The organism is Vibrio sp. R12-SW3-ISO1 (assembly GCF_059834005.1).
Map to the genome: position 1 here is coordinate 78,122 of NZ_JCBDGK010000015.1, position 17,368 is coordinate 95,489.

Below are 17,368 nucleotides of genomic sequence, written 5' to 3' on the forward strand. Positions count from 1 at the left end.
GGCGGACGATTATGACGAAGAATATGATTCAAGACCAAGCTAGCGGGCTACGCCGCTTAACCCAACCCTCGTTGACTAAAGTTATTTCGGTAACCGGAGGCAAAGGCGGAGTTGGTAAGTCAAACGTAACCTTAGGCATGGCAATTTGTATGGCGCGCCAAGGCAAAAAAGTCATGGTGCTCGATGCAGACTTAGGTCTGGCCAACGTGGACGTGATGCTCGGCATTCGACCTAAACGCAATTTAGGCCATGTATTGGCCGGAGAGTGTGACCTGCAAGACGCCATCGTTGAAGGGCCACACGGTATTCGCATCATTCCTGCAACATCAGGGACACAGTCGATGACCGAACTTTCCCACGCGCAACATGTGGGCTTGATTCGCGCTTTTGGCAGTCTCGAAGACGAAATGGATGTGCTGTTGATTGATACAGCGGCAGGCATTTCTGATATGGTAGTGAGTTTTTCGCGCGCGGCCCAAGATGTGGTTGTCGTCGTGTGTGATGAACCTACGTCAATTACCGATGCGTATGCTTTAATTAAACTATTGAACAAGGACCACCAAGTGCAGCGATTCAAAATTGTTGCAAATATGGTCAGAAGCTATCGAGAAGGCCGAGAATTGTTCGCAAAGTTGACCTTGGTCACAGAGCGATTCTTGAATGTGAGTCTTGAGCTCGTAGCATGTATTCCTTTAGATGATAAAGTTCGACAAGCTGTTAAAAAGCAAAAGATTGTTGTGGACGCCTTCCCGCGCTCCCCTGCGGCTCTCGCCATCGGTTCATTGGCCAGTAAAGCGCTCACTTGGCCAATTCCGAAAGTGCCGAGTGGACATCTTGAGTTTTTTGTAGAACGCTTAGTAAATAAGAATGAGATGCTAGAGGAACCGTTTGGTGAATAAGGCCCTGACCTACGACCAATATGCCAATCACGATAGCCAGCGAGCGTTTTTAGAAAAATACTCGGTGTTGGTGAAGCGTATTGCTCACCATTTGCTTGGACGTTTGCCTCCGAGTGTGCAGGTAGAAGATCTTATTCAGGCGGGCATGATTGGTCTGCTAGAGGCACAAAAAAACTACGATGGTAGTAAAGGCGCCAGTTTTGAAACGTATGCAGGCATACGGATTCGAGGCGCGATGTTGGATGACATCCGACGTGGAGACTGGGTTCCTCGCTCTGTGCATAAGAACAACCGAGAAATCAGTCAAGCTATCGCATCGTTGGAAGGGCAACTTAATCGAGACCCAACCGATGCGGAAGTGGCGCAGTTTATGGGCATCAGCCTGGATCAGTACCACACCATACTAACGGACATTAACTGTTCACGTTTGGTTGGGATAGAGGACTTAGGGGTCTCGGAAGATTCGATTTCGCCTGAGGACCAAGAGGAAGACAATGTCCCTTTTAAAGGGGTGGCAGATGAGTATTTTCGCACCGCACTTGTCGACTCGATCAAATCTCTACCAGAACGAGAGGCACTAGTACTTTCGCTTTATTACGATGAAGAGTTAAACTTGAAAGAAATCGGTGAGGTAATTGGGGTTAGCGAGTCACGCGTTAGCCAGATACTAAGCCAATCAATGCAACGTCTACGCACAAAGTTGAGTGCTTGGACAAATAATGACTAACATCACTGATATCAAACTCAGTGGAGGCAATTTTGAATAAAAACATGAAAATCCTAATTGTTGATGACTTTTCAACAATGCGCCGAATCGTTAAGAACTTACTTCGTGACTTGGGTTTTAATAACACTCAAGAAGCCGACGATGGTTTGACTGCGTTACCTATGCTGAAAAAAGGTGATTTCGACTTTGTCGTGACCGACTGGAACATGCCAGGCATGCAAGGCATTGACCTGCTCAAGCACATTCGCGCCGATGCTGAGCTTAAGCACCTTCCTGTTTTGATGATTACTGCGGAAGCAAAGCGTGAACAGATCATTGAGGCGGCACAAGCGGGTGTGAACGGCTACATCGTTAAGCCATTTACCGCGGCAACACTAAAAGAAAAACTAGACAAAATTTTTGAGCGTTTATAAGTCAAGGAATTGACGACGTGGCGCAATAGGCCAAATTCAGAATGATTTCATTAGAACAGGCAAAACAACTTGTCGAACTATTAGAAAACGGTCAACAGCAGGAAGCAGACCTTCTTGTTAAAGACATTCATGAATCAAATGCCAATCCGATGCTTCAAGAGATTGGCGAGTTAACCCGTGATCTGCACGAGTCTATCAAGCAGTTTACGCTGAGCGAACGAGTTAACGAAATCGCGAATGACGAAATTCCTGATGCAAGGGATCGCCTCCAATACGTCATTGACAAGACAGAAGTCGCCGCGAACAAAACCATGGATGCCGTCGACCGTTGTATGCCGATTGCAGACAATCTGCACGAAGGGCTACTGAAGGTACGTCCTCAGTGGAACGAATTGATGCACGGGCGCATTGACCTTGCAGAGTTCAAAGCCTTGTGCCATCGCATTGATGACCTGCTCGGTCAAGTCGAAGGCGACAGTTCAGAGTTACGCGGTCAGTTGACGGAAATACTGATGGCTCAAGATTTCCAAGATTTGACCGGACAAATTATTAGACGCGTGATTACTTTGGTTAGTGAAGTTGAAGCACGATTAGTTGAGATACTCACTGCGTTTGGCGCAAGCCAGTTGGAAGGCAGCACAGATAACAAGAATAAAGCATCTACGGATCCGGAAGGGCCAATCCTTAACCCTCATGAAAGGGATGATGCCGTTTCATCACAAGACGAAGTGGACGACTTGCTCTCTAGTCTTGGGTTTTAGAGGTAACATATGAGCTTTGATTTAGACGAAGATATTCTTCAGGACTTTTTGGTAGAAGCGGGTGAGATTCTAGAACTACTGTCTGAGCAGTTGGTAGAATTGGAAAACAACCCAGATGACAGAGATTTGCTCAACGCCATTTTCCGTGGTTTCCACACGGTGAAAGGGGGCGCAGGGTTTCTCTCTTTGACTGAGCTTGTTGACACATGTCACGGCGCAGAGAATGTGTTTGATACCCTGCGTAATGGCCAGCGTCAGGTCGATTCTGGCTTGATGGATACCATGCTGCAAGCACTCGACACCGTCAATGAACAGTTTCAGGCTGTCCAAGACAGAGACCCGTTAACGCCTGCTGACCCTGCGCTTCTTGATGAACTTCATCGTCTAAGCAAACCGGCTTCAGAAGATGAGGTGCCCCAAGCCGAAGCGCCCGTTGAGCCTGAGCCTGTCGTCGAAGAGCCGGTTGTTGTCGAAGAACCTGTAGTCGAAGAACCTATCGGGGAAGCGCCAACTGCAGATGCAGCCCCGTCAGGCTCTGGCGGTTCTATCGACGAAATCACCCAAGACGAATTTGAAAAGCTACTTGATGAGCTTCACGGCAAGGGTAGTGCACCCGGTAAAGAAGCCGAAGCGCAGTCATCAGCTGCTCCAGCGCCAAGTGCAGACATGAGCGGTGATATCACCGATGATGAATTTGAAAAGCTGCTTGATGAACTTCATGGGGTCGGCAAAGGACCAGGTGAAAATGAAGCGGCAGCGGCGTCTGCTCCGCCGCCACCTCCAACACCGAGCCCAGCGGCTGGTGATGGCGATTTAATGACTGATGAAGAGTTCGAGAAGCTGTTGGACAACCTGCATGGTGCAGGTAAAGGTCCATCAGTGGAAGAACTCGAAGCGGCCACGAAGCCAGTGCCACCTAAACCTGCTGCGACGCCACCTTCTGCACCCCAGTCTTCTGCACCAAGTCAACCGGCTCCAGCGGCGGCTCCGAAAGCGCAGCCTGCTGCAAAACCAGCCCCTGCCGCGAAGGCAGAGGCAGCGCCACCTCCAGCGAAGAGAGAGGCGTCTGCTCCGGCCAAGAAACCTCAAGCGGAAGCCACGGTCCGTGTGGATACTTCGACCCTCGATGTCATCATGAACATGGTGGGCGAGCTAGTGTTGGTGCGTAACCGCTTACTCAGTTTGGGGCTTAATAGCAACGATGAAGAGATGTCCAAAGCGGTCGCGAACTTAGACGTTGTCACTGCGGACTTGCAAGGCGCGGTAATGAAAACGCGCATGCAGCCGATCAAGAAAGTGTTTGGTCGTTTCCCGCGAGTGGTTCGAGACTTGGCGCGTAGCCTGAATAAAGACATCACGCTGGAAATGCGCGGTGAAGAGACAGATTTAGATAAAAACCTAGTTGAGGCGCTTGCCGATCCATTGATCCACTTGGTTCGAAACTCGGTGGATCACGGTGTAGAAATGCCCGACGATCGCGTTGCCGCTGGCAAGCCGCGCACGGGTAAAGTGATTCTGTCTGCCTCGCAAGAAGGTGATCATATTGAGCTGGCTATTGTCGACGACGGTGGCGGTATGGACCCAGATAAGCTCCGTGCGATTGCCGTTAAACGTGGCATGATGGATGAAGACGCAGCGTCTCGCCTTACCGACAAAGAGTGTTTCAACCTGATCTTCATGCCAGGTTTCTCAAGTAAAGAGAAGATTTCTGACATCTCTGGTCGCGGTGTGGGTATGGACGTGGTGAAAACGGCCATCAATACCTTAAACGGCTCGATCGATATTGACTCAGAGCTCGGTAAAGGCACCAAGATTACGATCAAAGTACCTCTGACACTGGCGATTTTGCCAACCTTGATGGTTGGGGTGGCCGGGCATCCATTTGCGTTGCCTTTGGCAAGTGTCAACGAGATCTTCCATTTGGATTTAAGCCGCACCAACGTCGTCGATGGCCAGTTGACGATCATTGTTCGAGACAAATCTATTCCGCTGTTCTATCTGCAAAACTGGCTAGCGCCGAGTGCGGGGAAAGTCGAGCTACGTAAAGGGCATGGTCATGTGGTTATCGTTCAACTAGGAAGCCAGCGTGTTGGCTTTGTTGTGGATACCTTGATTGGACAAGAAGAAGTCGTCATCAAGCCGCTTGATAAGTTGTTGCAAGGGACGCCGGGTATGGCGGGGGCAACGATTACCAGTGATGGTCACATTGCTTTGATTCTTGATGTGCCTGATCTGCTGAAACAGTACGCAGCGGCATCACGCATCTAACGGTGCGTAAATAGAAGGATTTATATGGCAATCAAAGTATTAGTTGTTGACGATTCGAGCTTCTTTCGCCGTCGTGTTAGCGAGATCATTAACTCTGAGCCTAAGCTTGAAGTGATGGATGTCGCAACCAACGGCAAAGAGGCGGTGCAAAAAGCACTGTCGCTTAAGCCTGACGTCATCACTATGGACATCGAAATGCCTATTATGGACGGCATCACTGCCGTCCGCGAAATTATGGCGCAAAGTCCTGTTCCGATTTTGATGTTTTCATCATTGACGCACGATGGTGCGAAAGCGACCCTCGATGCGCTGGAAGCCGGAGCGTTGGACTTTTTGCCGAAAAAGTTTGAAGACATCGCGCGCAATCGAGATGAAGCGGTGACGTTACTGCAACAAAGAGTGTTGCAAATCGCTTCGCGTCGAACCTTTATGCGCCGTCCGGTGGCAAAACCGGCGACGCCCGCGCCAAGAAGTACGCCGACCTCATCTGCGCTTCGATCGACCTCAGCAGCAAGAACGGCACCAAGCGCCGCCACACCGTCGCGTCCGGCGGTGAATGCGACGCGCTTTAAAGCCAGTGGTAAAAAATATCAGTTAACGGCTATCGGAACTTCCACCGGTGGCCCGGTCGCCTTGCAAAAAATTCTCACCAAACTGCCTGCAAACTATCCGCATCCGATTGTGCTTATTCAGCACATGCCTGCGACGTTTACCGCGGCGTTTGCTAGTCGCTTAAACTCGCTGTGTAAAATCACCGTTAAAGAAGCAGAAGATGGCGATATGCTAAGACCAGGCGTGGCGTATCTCGCGCCAGGTGGTATGCAGATGATGATTGATGGCCGCCCAGGTAGCGCTAAACTGCGTGTGATCGATGGCGGTGAGCGGATGAACTACAAACCTTGTGTCGATGTCACCTTTGGCAGTGCAGCCAAAGTGTATGGTGATCAAGTGTTGTCGATGGTCCTGACGGGTATGGGGGCGGATGGTCGCGAAGGCGCACGAATGCTGAAAAATGCCGGCGCAACGATTTGGGCGCAGGATGAAGAGAGCTGTGTGGTGTATGGCATGCCTCAAGCTGTGGCTAGAGCCGGACTCTCCAGTGAAGATCTACCTCTAGACCGCATTCCAGAGCGAATGTTGGTTGAGCTTGGACTCGCGTAGAGGTGGCGACATGATAGTTTGGAGTATTGCAAACCAAAAAGGCGGCGTAGGCAAAACCACCACCACCATTACGCTGGCGGGCTTATTAAGCCAGCAAGGTAAACGGGTGTTATTGGTCGATACCGATCCGCATGCCTCTTTGACGACCTATCTTGGTTATGATTCCGACAGCGTACCTGCCAGTTTGTTTGATCTTTTTCAGCTCAAGGATTATACCCCAAGCACCGTCAACCCTTTGATCATGAACTCGGACATTGAAGGCATTGATCTGATTCCGGCGCACATGTCTTTAGCGACCCTGGATCGCGTGATGGGTAACCGCAGCGGTATGGGGTTAATTCTAAAGCGCGCTTTGCTCGCGATTCGAGATCAATACGATTATGTGTTGATTGATTGCCCACCTATCTTAGGGGTGATGATGGTCAATGCTTTGGCGGCGAGCGATCGAATTTTGATTCCGGTTCAGACCGAGTTTTTGGCCATGAAAGGCTTAGAGCGCATGGTTCGCACGTTGGCGATCATGCAGAAGTCTCGTAATCGTGCATTCAAAGTGACGATAGTCCCCACCATGTACGACAAGCGGACTCGCGCGTCGCTGCAAACCCTGCAGCAGCTTAAGAAAGATTACCCGAATCAGGTGTGGTCTTCGGCCATTCCGATTGATACCAAATTTCGTGATGCGAGCTTAAAGCATTTACCTGTCTCACACTTTGCGGCAGGCAGTCGCGGTGTGTTTGCCTACAAGCAGCTGTTGATTCATTTAGAGAGGTTAGCGCTCAATGAGTAACAACGCGTTGCTGTCAGGTGAACAGGCACTGGATGATTATTTTGCCGCTTTGCTCGACGAAGAGGTGGAGCTAGAAGAGACTCAGGTCGCCGCGCCACAAGATGAATCGTCGGACACAGTCGAGCCAATGCATGCGGTTGAAGCGTCATGGGAGCCAGAGCCACAAGTGCAGCCCGTGGCTGAAAACAGCTACATCTTACAGTCGACGGTCGATTTGGAAGTGCCCAATCTTGAAGACGTAGAAAGGCTGCTCAAACAGCTCGAGTCGACGAATCCTGTTGCTGACTTACAATTAGAAGAGGTCATGGAGCAGAATACGGCTGCGATTGCTCAGGTTGAACCTGACATTGTGAAGCCAGAAGTCGAAGAGATTCAAGATTGGGTGATCGATGAACCTGTAGCCCCGACACAAGAGGTGGAGGCGTTCGTCGAAGAGGACGTTGCGAATTTCGAACCGCCACTAACTGAGGTGGTCGATGAGGCGTCCATCGCTGAGGTTCCTGTCGCAGAGGTGCCGATTGCTGAAGTGGATCAGCATATTGAATCCACGGTCGAGGTGCAGAGCGAACTCGAGACATCCAGTGGCAATGCACTAGATAACTGGCAAAGCACCGAGCGTCACGTATCGTTTCAGGTACTCTACTTTGAGGTGAATGGCGTGACCTTTGCGGTGCCACTCGATGAGCTTGGCGGCATTCACCGTATTGGCGATCTGAATCATTTAATTGGTCGACCAACTTGGTATTTGGGTTTACAAACCAATCGGGATTCTCAGCTTGATGTGGTGGATACCGCGAAATGGGTGATGGCCGAAAAGCTGAAAGATGATAGCCATAAAGACGAATATCAATACATTGTCATGCTTGGTGAGAGCCTTTGGGGACTAGCAAGCACGCAATTGCTGGGTACTGAGTCGCTCAGCCCTGAAAAGGTCCGCTGGCGTGTGACGGCCGGGAAACGTCCGTGGCTTGCGGGTATGGTAAAAGAAAAAATGTGTGCTTTGGTTCACGTTGAGGCATTGATAGCTATGCTTAATGCAGGACTTGATGTTAAAGCACTAGATAAATAAGTTCATTTAAGGCCAATTTGGGCAGAGAGGAATAGGTATGTCTCAAACGAATGAAGTCGAAGTAAGAAAAGACCAGTCCAATGACGAAGTACTTCAGTGGGTGACGTTCCAACTAGAAGAAGAAACTTACGGTATTAACGTAATGCAAGTGCGTGAAGTGCTGCGTTACACCGAAATCGCGCCAGTACCGGGTGCGCCAGATTATGTACTGGGTATTATCAATCTTCGTGGTAACGTCGTCACTGTTATCGATACGCGTTCACGTTTTGGTCTCATGGAAGGTGAGATCACCGACAACACTCGCATCATTGTGATTGAGTCTGAGCACCAAGTGATCGGTATTCTGGTTGATAGTGTGGCTGAAGTGGTTTACCTCCGTTCTTCTGAAATCGATACAACTCCAAGTGTCGGCACTGACGAAAGCGCCAAGTTCATTCAGGGTGTGAGCAACCGTGATGGTAAGCTGCTTATCCTTGTGGACTTGAACAAGCTGTTGACTGACGAAGAATGGGATGAGATGGCTCACCTATAATGGATATCTTCGCTGTAGCTCCCGCACCTGTGTTAGCAGGGGCGGTGGCGTTCGTCTTTTTGTTTCTTTTGCTTGCGCTGTTTCGCCTCAAGCGAGGTCAAGTGAGAACGGCCGATCATTTTCGCCAGCAGCAACGGCATTTTGATAGAGAGCTGCAAAAGGCCAATAAGCAGCTTTTAGAAGTGCGCTCGGTTGTTGTTGGGCTTGGACAAAGGATCAGCGAGCAGCAGGACATCATTCAGCACCTCAATGAACGCGTGACAGAACTTGAGCAAGAGGACAGTGATGGGCGTCTCTATTCAAGAGCGACCAAAATGGTTCAACTCGGGGCTGATTTGGATGAGTTGATTGAGCAGTGTGAGCTTCCCAAGGCGGAAGCGGAGCTGATGATGTCATTACAGAAGAAATTAGCGGGAGAGGAGAAGATTCCTCCACTCCAGAGCACACCAAGACGTCAAGAGGCGCGCAAACGCCCGGTACGAAAGTGACATTATCAAATTAACAGTGTCACAAATATTGAGGATGCCCATTCAGGCATCCTTTTTTCTTTCACCTTACCCATAAGGGGTAGAGTGTGAAATTCACATCGCTGTAAATCACAATTTTCACACCGAAAGCATAAACATAATCAATTATTAACAGAATCTTACGTAGTTTCGTGAGCCTAGGTCAGTGTTGGTAGTTTTGTCGTGAAAAGGCTGTGGTAAACTAGCGGCTCGAAAATGGTTGATTGGTCATACATGTTACAAGTCTCGCAACTGACGGCGATCCGAGATGAAAGAGTGTTGTTTGAATCGCTCTCTTTCGATATAGAGCCAGGTGAATTAGTACAAATTGAAGGGCGCAACGGCACCGGAAAAACGACGTTGCTGCGCATTATTACTGGTCTTGGTGACAAAGAGTGCGGAGACATTACTTGGCGTGGTGAATCTGTGCTCTCCAATCGTGAAGCTTTCCATCAAGACTTGCTGTTTCTCGGCCACCAGACCGGCATCAAGCGCGAACTCACCGCGTACGAAAATTTGCGTTTTTATCTCGGCCTGCACAGCCAGCAAGCGCTCACGAAAACCGATATCTATAACGCTTTGGTCAAAGTTGGACTGGCAGGGCGAGAGGATGTCCCAGTGGGGCAGCTGTCTGCGGGGCAGCAGCGGCGAGTAGCATTGGCAAGGTTGTGGCTCAGTGAACATAAATTGTGGATTTTAGATGAGCCTCTCACGGCCATCGATAAGCAAGGCGTCAAGGTGTTGGAAGCGCTCTTTTTGCAACATGCAGAGCAAGGGGGCATAGTGATTTTGACAACCCACCAAGACATGTTTGCCGACAATCCCATCCTTAGAAAAATTAAGTTAGGTGACTAGCCATGCTCGCAGCTATGAACACGATAATTCGCCGTGAGTTGCTGATCGCGTTTCGCCGTCAAGCGGATATTTTTAACCCATTGTGGTTCTTTATTATTGTCATCACGCTCTTTCCGCTCAGCATCGGGCCAGAGCCCAATTTGTTGGCTCGCATTGCTGCAGGCATCGTTTGGGTCGCGGCACTGTTGTCGGCGCTGCTCTCCTTGGAGCGCCTGTTTAGGGATGACTTCCAAGACGGTTCACTTGAGCAGATGATGCTGATGCCCATTCCATTGCCGCTGGTGGTGATGTCAAAGGTGTTGGCGCACTGGCTGTTAACGGGATTGCCGCTCATTCTGATTAGCCCGCTGCTCGCCATATTACTATCGCTGGATTTTAATACTTGGCTTGGTGTCGTGCTCACACTCTTGATTGGTACGCCCACGCTGAGCTTTATTGGAGCGATAGGCGTTGCGCTGACTGTTGGTCTGCAGAAAGGTGGCGTGCTGCTGAGTTTATTGGTGCTGCCGCTCTATATACCTATTTTGATTTTTGCGACCTCCGCGATTGATGCGGCATCGCTTGGCATGGCGTATAACGGACAGTTGGCGATACTTGGTGCCATGCTGATGGGATCGATGACGTTAACGCCATTTGCGATCAGTGCAGCACTTAGGGTAAGTGTGACTTGATTGTTTTGAATCAAGCACGAAAAATTCCCTTTCTATACATGACATAATGGTCATAAATCAAACATAACGACAATAAATAAACCGACCGACCCGTTGATGAATTTTGCGGGACGGTGCCCAGAAGTAAGAGTGAGTAAAACGATGTGGAAATGGCTCCATCCTTATGCCAAGCCAGAAGCCGCTTACCGATTGTGCGGTAAGTGCTTACCTTGGTTTTCCGTTTTAGCCTTGGTGTGTCTCATCGCCGGAACCGTGTGGGGGCTGGCCTTTGCGCCTTCTGACTACCAACAAGGCGACAGTTTTAGAATCATCTATATCCATGTACCCTCTGCGATCTGGTCGATGGGCGTCTACATGTCGATGGCGATTGCCGCGTTTATCGGATTGGTGTGGCAAGTCCGCTTATCGGATATGGCAGCCTCTGCGATGGCGCCAATTGGCGCGGTGTACACCTTCATCGCCTTACTAACGGGGGCCGTGTGGGGCAAACCGATGTGGGGTACATGGTGGGTATGGGACGCTCGCCTAACATCTGAGCTGATTCTGTTGTTTCTCTACCTTGGCGTGATTGCTCTGTATCACGCGTTTGATGATCAAAAAACCGCCGCCAAAGCAGCCGGTATTTTAGCGATTGTTGGTGTGGTTAATTTGCCTATCATTCACTTCTCAGTGGAATGGTGGAACACCTTGCATCAGGGCGCCACCATTACCAAGTTCGAAAAGCCTTCTATCTCGGCGAACATGCTGTGGCCTTTACTCTTGAACATCTTTGGTTTTGCGTTTTTCTTTGCCAGCTTGACCATGGTTCGCTTGAGAAATGAAATTTTGGCTAAAGAGAGCCACCGCCCGTGGGTGGTTCAACTCGCCACAGAACGGTTCGCTACAGAACCATCCGCCAAAAAAGAATCCAAGCAGGAGGCCTAACCATGCATTTTGATAGCTTAAGTGATTTTTGGGCAATGGGCGGTTATGCCGGCTATGTGTGGAGTGCGTTTGGAATCACGTTTTTGTCGATGTGGATACTCTGGGTGGTCAGTGTGAAGCGTGGCAAAGGCATCTTGCGCGATGTGAAAGCAAAAGTAGACCGCCAAGCACGAATCGAAGCGGCGAAAAATTTGGAGAACACCTTATGAACCCAAGACGTAAAAAGAGACTCAGTATTGTCCTCGCTATTTTTGTCGGCATCTCTGCGACCGTGGGTTTGATGCTCTATGCCCTAAACCAAAACATGGATCTTTTCTATACACCAACCGAGTTGGTTAACGGTAAGCCAGATGGCACCAAACCAGAAGTGGGTCAACGCCTTCGCATTGGTGGCATGGTGGTAGAAGGGTCAGTTAAGCGCGATCCGCAATCTCTGCGTGTATCGTTTGACTTACATGATATCGGCCCGAAAGTGACCATTTACTACGATGGCATTTTGCCTGACCTATTTCGCGAGGGGCAAGGGATCGTGGCGCAAGGCGTACTAAAAAACGCGACTACCATCGAGGCGTTTGAAGTGTTAGCGAAGCACGACGAAGAGTACATGCCGCCTGAAGTGGCCGAAGCGATGAAGAAGACCCACGAACCGCTTCAGTACACTCAAGAGCAAAAACAAGGAAGTGACCAATGATTGCTGAGATTGGCCATTTTGCGCTGATTATTTCTCTCGCCATGGCAGTGCTGTTGAGCATTTTGCCACTGGTCGGTGCATCGCGTAACAATACGCTTTTGATGAACACTGCAAGGCCGCTCTCTTGGGGGATGTTCTTGCTGCTGTTGGTGTCGTTTGCCATCTTGTTGTGGGCGTTTTATACCAACGATTTCACCTTGAACTATGTGGCAAGCAACTCCAACACGCAATTGCCTTGGTACTATCGATTGACCGCGGTTTGGGGCGCCCATGAAGGCTCATTGCTGCTGTGGGTTCTTATCCAAGCGGGTTGGACGGTTGCGGTGGCGAGCTTTAGTCGAGGCATGCCACAAGAGTCGGTCGCACGTGTACTGGCGGTGATGGGGCTTATCACGGTAGGCTTCTTGCTGTTTATCATCGTCACCTCGAACCCATTTTTGCGTACATTGCCGTATTTCCCGGTCGATGGCCGCGATTTAAACCCGTTACTGCAAGACCCTGGCTTGATCATCCACCCACCCATGCTCTACATGGGGTACGTAGGCTTTTCGGTTGCTTTCTCATTTGCGATCGCCTCGCTGATGACCGGCCGACTTGATACAGCATGGGCGCGTTGGTCTCGTCCTTGGACAACCGCCGCTTGGCTTTTCCTCACACTGGGTATTGCGTTAGGCTCATGGTGGGCTTACTACGAGTTAGGTTGGGGAGGCTGGTGGTTCTGGGATCCAGTTGAAAACGCCTCTTTCATGCCTTGGCTTGCAGGGACTGCGCTGATGCACTCACTCGCTGTGACCGAAAAACGCGGCACGTTCAAAGCGTGGACAGTGCTACTGGCTATATCGGCATTCTCGCTCAGCTTATTGGGCACCTTCTTAGTGCGCTCCGGCATTCTTGTCTCGGTGCACGCTTTCGCCTCCGATCCATCACGCGGGATGTTTATCCTTGGCTTCTTGGTGTTTGTTATCGGCGGCTCACTGCTTTTGTTTGCGCTCAAAGGCGCGTCGGTTCGTGTGCGTGGCAACTTCGAGTTGGTATCACGTGAAAATGCGCTGTTGGTTAACAACGTGTTGCTGATTGCGGCCTTAGTGGTGGTGTTGGTTGGGACCTTATTGCCGCTCGTTCATAAGCAAATCGGGTTAGGCTCTGTCTCCATTGGTGCGCCATTCTTTGACATGCTGTTTGCCTGGTTGATGGTGCCGTTTGCCTTCTTCCTCGGTATTGGACCGCTGATCCGCTGGAAGCGAGACAACCTCAAAACCGTCAAAATGCCGATGCTTATTTCTGGCGTGGCTTCTTTGTTGCTCGCTGCCTTGTTCACTGTGTGGTTGGCCGATCAGTTCTTAGTAATGGCGTATATCGGTTGGGTGATGGCACTGTGGATCATCTTGCTGCATGGCTTTGAGCTCTACCAAAGGGCGACGCACCGTCACCCTTTCTGGAGCGGTGTGAAAAAACTTCAGCGCAGTCACTGGGCGATGATGTTGGGCCACATCGGTCTTGCGGTTTCGATTATTGGTATCGCGATGGTGCAAAACTACAGTATCGAGCGTGATGTCCGTTTGGCACCTGGCGAGCATTTCCAAATTCAAGGTTATGACTTCTATTTTGAAGGCTTACGAGACAAAGATGGCCCCAACTATGATGGCTATATTGCCGATTTTGAAATAACCCTCAACGGCAAATACATCAATACCTTACATGCGGAGAAACGCTTCTACCGCACGGCGCGCTCTATGATGACTGAAGCGGCGATCGATCGAGGGATAACGCGCGATCTCTACATCGCGATGGGCGAGCAACTCGACGACAACAAATCTTGGGCCGTGCGTATTTACTACAAACCGTTTGTGCGTTGGATTTGGGCGGGGGCTCTGTTCATGTCGCTCGGCGGTGCGATTGCCATCAGCGATAAGCGTTACCGATTTAGAAAGAATACCCAGCAGGAGGCATCATGAGTAAGAAGCTACTGTTTATTCCCTTGGTAGCCTTTTTGGGGCTGGTGAGCGTTTTTGCCACCCAGCTCATCAAAAACCAACATGGTGATGACCCCACAAAATTGGAGTCGGTCTTGGTCGGTAAAACGGTGCCAGAGTTTCGCTTAGAAGATTTGGCGGAACCCGGCAAACTGTACGATCAACAGATTTTTGTTGGCGAGCCTTTGCTACTCAATGTCTGGGCGACGTGGTGCCCTACGTGCTATGCCGAGCATCAGTATCTTAATGAGTTGGCTAGTCAAGGCGTTAAAATCATCGGACTGAACTACAAGGACGATCGCACCAAGGCGGTCGGTTGGCTCAATGATCTCGGTAACCCGTATCTCATCAGCCTGTTTGATAGCAATGGCATGCTGGGCCTCGATCTTGGTGTTTATGGCGCGCCAGAGACGTTCCTCATTGATGCAAATGGCGTGATTCAGTACCGCCATGTGGGTGATGTGAACGCACGCAACTGGGCAGAGAAGCTAGGGCCAATGTACCAACGTATGGTTGAGGAAGCAGTACAATGATTCGAAAGAGCGTTTCCCCCTTTTGGCTTTTAACTTTGATGCTCATGACGGCATTGACGCTCTCGATGGCAGCGAAGGCGGCCATCGAGGTGTATGAATTTGAGACTCTCGAGCAAGAGCAGCAGTTTAAGGAGCTCGGGCACACCTTGCGCTGTCCGAAATGTCAAAACAACACCATTGCGGACTCTAACGCGGAACTCGCGGTCGATTTGCGGCAAAAAGTGTACGAAATGACTAAAGACGGCAAATCGAAGCAAGAGATTGTTGATTACATGATCGCGCGCTACGGCAATTTTGTGACTTACAAACCGCCGTTCACGCTGGCCACCTCGATTCTGTGGCTTGGCCCGCTGTGTGTGGTGGTCTTGGGCTTTGCGCTGATTGTTCTTCGCAGCAGAAAAAGCAAAGTAAAGAGTGTATCCGATGAGCAATGGAGCGCCGATAAGGAAGCGCGACTGAAAGCACTTCTTGATGAACAAAATGATGGAGATAAACACAAATGACACTATTTTGGGTAGCCTCAGTCATTTTAATCGTCATGAGCTGCTTGCTGGTTGCTTTGCCTTTCATTCGACGCACAGAGAACCAAGATGTCCGTCTGCGTGACGAGCTCAATAAAGCGTTTTACAAAGACCGTCTCTCGGAACTTGCTGAAGAAACCGATGAAGGCTTGGTGGAGAACCAACAAGAGCTGATCGACGACCTTAAGCAATCCCTGCTCGATGACATCCCTGCCAAAGAGGTGGGCGCTGATAGCGCGACTATCAAGCCGGTCTGGGTGCTAGTGCCATCATTTGCGCTGGTCATTGCGCTCTCTTATGCGATGTATTTCCAGTTTGGTGGTGCTAATCAAGTCAACGAATGGCAGCAAGTGAGTGCAAACTTGCCTGCGCTATCGAAAAAGCTCATGTCGCCGGAAGGCGCCAGCTTGAGCGACGATGAGATGAAAGACTTAACCTTGGCGTTGAGAACCCGCCTTCATTATCAACCGGATGATTCAACGGGTTGGTTGCTACTCGGTCGCATTGGCCTCGCTAATCGCGATGTGGATACGGCGATCGGTGCGATGAAAAAAGCCTATCGTCTAGAACCCGAGAACACCGATGTTCAACTGGGTTATGCTCAAGCCTTGATGCTCTCTCAAGATGAGTTTGATCAAAACCGCGCTCGTACCTTGCTTGCCGAGTTGGTTCAGCAAGAGTATGTCGACTTGCGTGTGTTCTCTTTGCTCGCGTTTGATGCTTACGAGCGTCAGGACTTCCCAGCGGCGATTCGTTATTGGGGCGTGATGCAGCAGATGATCGGCCCTGAGGATAGTCGCTATGAGATGCTCTCGCGCAGTATTGACAACGCACGCCAGCAGATGGGGCAAGCGATAGGTAACGGTCAATCTGTGGCGGTGACGATTGCGCTTGACCCTAGCGTACAAGCGGATCCGAATGCTTCGCTGATTGTGTCTGTGCACAGCGCCGATGGCGCGCCTATGCCAGTCGCAGCAGCGCGTTACCCCGTTGGGAGCTTCCCGCGCACTGTCGTGTTGGATGACAGCAACAGCATGTTAGAGGCGCGTAAACTCTCATCGCTCGATGCGTTGATGGTGCGTGTGCGCATTGACAGCGATGGCAATGTTGCCACTAAAGCAGGGGACTGGTTTGGCGAGAGCGAAGCGGTTAAGATAGGGGAACCAGTTGAAGTGCTAATAGATAAGCAATACTAATTCCCAATGCTTATGGATTAACAAAAAGCCGGTCACGACCGGCTTTTTTCATGGAAAGAGATAATAATGATAGATAAAACGTCTCGAACCGGACTGTTACTTTGCTCAGCGTTAGTGATGTCAGGGTGTGCTAGCCAGCCTGATGCTTCCTCGGCTTATGACGACTCTGGTCCGTACGATCCCATCGAAGGGTTTAACCGAACCATGTGGACCCTTAATTACGATTACTTAGATCCTTACTTGGTTCGACCCGTATCGCTCGCCTACGTTGGTTATGTTCCGACGCCGATTCGTTCTGGTATCGGGAACTTCTTAGGCAACTTAGATGAGCCATCTAGCGTGATCAACAACCTGGTTATGGGCAATGGTGAAAAAGCGCTCGATCACTTTAATCGATTCCTGATCAACAGTACGCTGGGTTTGCTGGGTTTGATTGACGTGGCGTCTGCGGCGGGTATCACCGACCACAACGAAAAAACGTTCAGTGATGCGGTGGGTCACTACGGGGTCGGAAATGGACCCTATGTCATGGTGCCGGGCTATGGCCCTTGGACAGTGCGAGAGACCGCCGATTTTGTCGACAGTGCTTACGTACCACTTTCGTTGCTGAATTTTTGGGGCGCGTTAGGTAAATGGGCCCTGGAAGGGATGGAAACCCGTGCAGCGCTGGTGAATCAAGAAGTGATGTTGGAAAACTCTCCGGACCCTTACGCACTGACGCGTGATGCGTATCTTCAACGCCAAGACTTTAACGCCGAGATAGAAAAAGAAGCGTTCAATGAGGAAGAAGAAGCCTATCTTGATGAATATCTACAAGATTTCTGACTACTTGACGTTGAGAAAGTAAAAGGGCTTGGTCACTGACCAAGCCCTTTTCGTAT

At 50.2% G+C, this 17,368-nt stretch carries 20 protein-coding genes; all 20 read left to right on the plus strand.

Features of this window, described 5'->3' with window-relative positions; all coding sequences use genetic code 11:
- The first annotated feature begins 11 nt into the window (after positions 1-11).
- The 20 genes from AC6R0R_RS04015 to AC6R0R_RS04110 all read left to right on the plus strand — a co-directional run bounded on the left by AC6R0R_RS04015 (position 12) and on the right by AC6R0R_RS04110 (position 17,312).
- On the plus strand, positions 12-899 hold the full coding sequence (locus AC6R0R_RS04015; RefSeq protein ID WP_334551112.1) for a MinD/ParA family protein: 888 nt from the start codon (positions 12-14) through the stop codon (positions 897-899).
- Positions 892-1,626 (plus strand): RNA polymerase sigma factor FliA, encoded by a 735-nt coding sequence (locus AC6R0R_RS04020; RefSeq protein ID WP_334551111.1) that lies wholly within the window; start codon positions 892-894, stop codon positions 1,624-1,626. The genes AC6R0R_RS04015 and AC6R0R_RS04020 overlap by 8 nt, the downstream gene beginning before the upstream one ends.
- Positions 1,627-1,670: 44 nt before the next feature.
- The gene (gene cheY / locus AC6R0R_RS04025; protein WP_017635949.1) at positions 1,671-2,039 is read left to right on the plus strand and encodes a chemotaxis response regulator CheY; all 369 of its coding nucleotides are present in this window, start codon (positions 1,671-1,673) and stop codon (positions 2,037-2,039) included.
- A 41-nt stretch (positions 2,040-2,080) separates the two neighbouring features.
- On the plus strand, positions 2,081-2,800 hold the full coding sequence (locus AC6R0R_RS04030; protein WP_500625771.1) for a protein phosphatase CheZ: 720 nt from the start codon (positions 2,081-2,083) through the stop codon (positions 2,798-2,800).
- A gap of 9 nt (positions 2,801-2,809) precedes the next feature.
- A complete protein-coding gene (locus tag AC6R0R_RS04035; RefSeq protein ID WP_500625772.1) occupies positions 2,810-5,068 on the plus strand; it encodes a chemotaxis protein CheA in 2,259 nt (752 codons plus the stop codon).
- Between the two features lie 24 nt (positions 5,069-5,092).
- Positions 5,093-6,229 (plus strand): protein-glutamate methylesterase/protein-glutamine glutaminase, encoded by a 1,137-nt coding sequence (locus tag AC6R0R_RS04040; RefSeq protein WP_500625773.1) that lies wholly within the window; start codon positions 5,093-5,095, stop codon positions 6,227-6,229.
- Between the two features lie 10 nt (positions 6,230-6,239).
- Positions 6,240-7,016, plus strand: coding sequence for a ParA family protein (locus tag AC6R0R_RS04045; RefSeq protein ID WP_487903592.1), 777 nt, complete (start codon positions 6,240-6,242; stop codon positions 7,014-7,016).
- On the plus strand, positions 7,009-8,085 hold the full coding sequence (locus tag AC6R0R_RS04050) for a chemotaxis protein CheW (protein WP_500625774.1): 1,077 nt from the start codon (positions 7,009-7,011) through the stop codon (positions 8,083-8,085). Before AC6R0R_RS04045 ends, AC6R0R_RS04050 begins: the two co-directional genes overlap by 8 nt.
- Positions 8,086-8,122: 37 nt before the next feature.
- Positions 8,123-8,617 carry a chemotaxis protein CheW gene (locus AC6R0R_RS04055; RefSeq protein WP_006959436.1) on the plus strand — a complete coding sequence of 165 codons (495 nt, stop codon included), beginning with the start codon at positions 8,123-8,125 and terminating at the stop codon, positions 8,615-8,617.
- Positions 8,617-9,105, plus strand: coding sequence for a DUF2802 domain-containing protein (locus AC6R0R_RS04060; protein WP_500625775.1), 489 nt, complete (start codon positions 8,617-8,619; stop codon positions 9,103-9,105). The genes AC6R0R_RS04055 and AC6R0R_RS04060 overlap by 1 nt, the downstream gene beginning before the upstream one ends.
- Before the next feature lie 252 nt (positions 9,106-9,357).
- Entirely contained in the window at positions 9,358-9,978 is a 621-nt protein-coding gene (gene ccmA / locus AC6R0R_RS04065; protein ID WP_500625776.1) for a cytochrome c biogenesis heme-transporting ATPase CcmA, read from the plus strand.
- Positions 9,979-9,980: 2 nt separating this feature from the next.
- Positions 9,981-10,649, plus strand: a complete 669-nt coding sequence (gene ccmB, locus AC6R0R_RS04070) for a heme exporter protein CcmB (protein ID WP_334551096.1) — start codon at positions 9,981-9,983, stop codon at positions 10,647-10,649.
- 141 nt (positions 10,650-10,790) lie between these two features.
- Positions 10,791-11,573 carry a heme ABC transporter permease gene (locus AC6R0R_RS04075; protein ID WP_500625777.1) on the plus strand — a complete coding sequence of 261 codons (783 nt, stop codon included), beginning with the start codon at positions 10,791-10,793 and terminating at the stop codon, positions 11,571-11,573.
- 2 nt (positions 11,574-11,575) lie between these two features.
- The gene (gene ccmD, locus AC6R0R_RS04080; RefSeq protein ID WP_334551093.1) at positions 11,576-11,782 is read left to right on the plus strand and encodes a heme exporter protein CcmD; all 207 of its coding nucleotides are present in this window, start codon (positions 11,576-11,578) and stop codon (positions 11,780-11,782) included.
- Positions 11,779-12,264 carry a cytochrome c maturation protein CcmE gene (gene ccmE, locus AC6R0R_RS04085; protein WP_334551092.1) on the plus strand — a complete coding sequence of 162 codons (486 nt, stop codon included), beginning with the start codon at positions 11,779-11,781 and terminating at the stop codon, positions 12,262-12,264. Before ccmD ends, ccmE begins: the two co-directional genes overlap by 4 nt.
- Positions 12,261-14,219, plus strand: a complete 1,959-nt coding sequence (locus AC6R0R_RS04090; RefSeq protein WP_500625778.1) for a heme lyase CcmF/NrfE family subunit — start codon at positions 12,261-12,263, stop codon at positions 14,217-14,219. The genes ccmE and AC6R0R_RS04090 overlap by 4 nt, the downstream gene beginning before the upstream one ends.
- A complete protein-coding gene (locus tag AC6R0R_RS04095; RefSeq protein WP_500625779.1) occupies positions 14,216-14,770 on the plus strand; it encodes a DsbE family thiol:disulfide interchange protein in 555 nt (184 codons plus the stop codon). The genes AC6R0R_RS04090 and AC6R0R_RS04095 overlap by 4 nt, the downstream gene beginning before the upstream one ends.
- The gene (locus AC6R0R_RS04100; protein ID WP_500625780.1) at positions 14,767-15,273 is read left to right on the plus strand and encodes a cytochrome c-type biogenesis protein; all 507 of its coding nucleotides are present in this window, start codon (positions 14,767-14,769) and stop codon (positions 15,271-15,273) included. Before AC6R0R_RS04095 ends, AC6R0R_RS04100 begins: the two co-directional genes overlap by 4 nt.
- Entirely contained in the window at positions 15,270-16,487 is a 1,218-nt protein-coding gene (ccmI, locus tag AC6R0R_RS04105) for a c-type cytochrome biogenesis protein CcmI (protein WP_500625781.1), read from the plus strand. Before AC6R0R_RS04100 ends, ccmI begins: the two co-directional genes overlap by 4 nt.
- A 66-nt stretch (positions 16,488-16,553) precedes the next feature.
- The gene (locus AC6R0R_RS04110) at positions 16,554-17,312 is read left to right on the plus strand and encodes an MlaA family lipoprotein (RefSeq protein ID WP_500625782.1); all 759 of its coding nucleotides are present in this window, start codon (positions 16,554-16,556) and stop codon (positions 17,310-17,312) included.
- Positions 17,313-17,368: the final 56 nt, after the last annotated feature.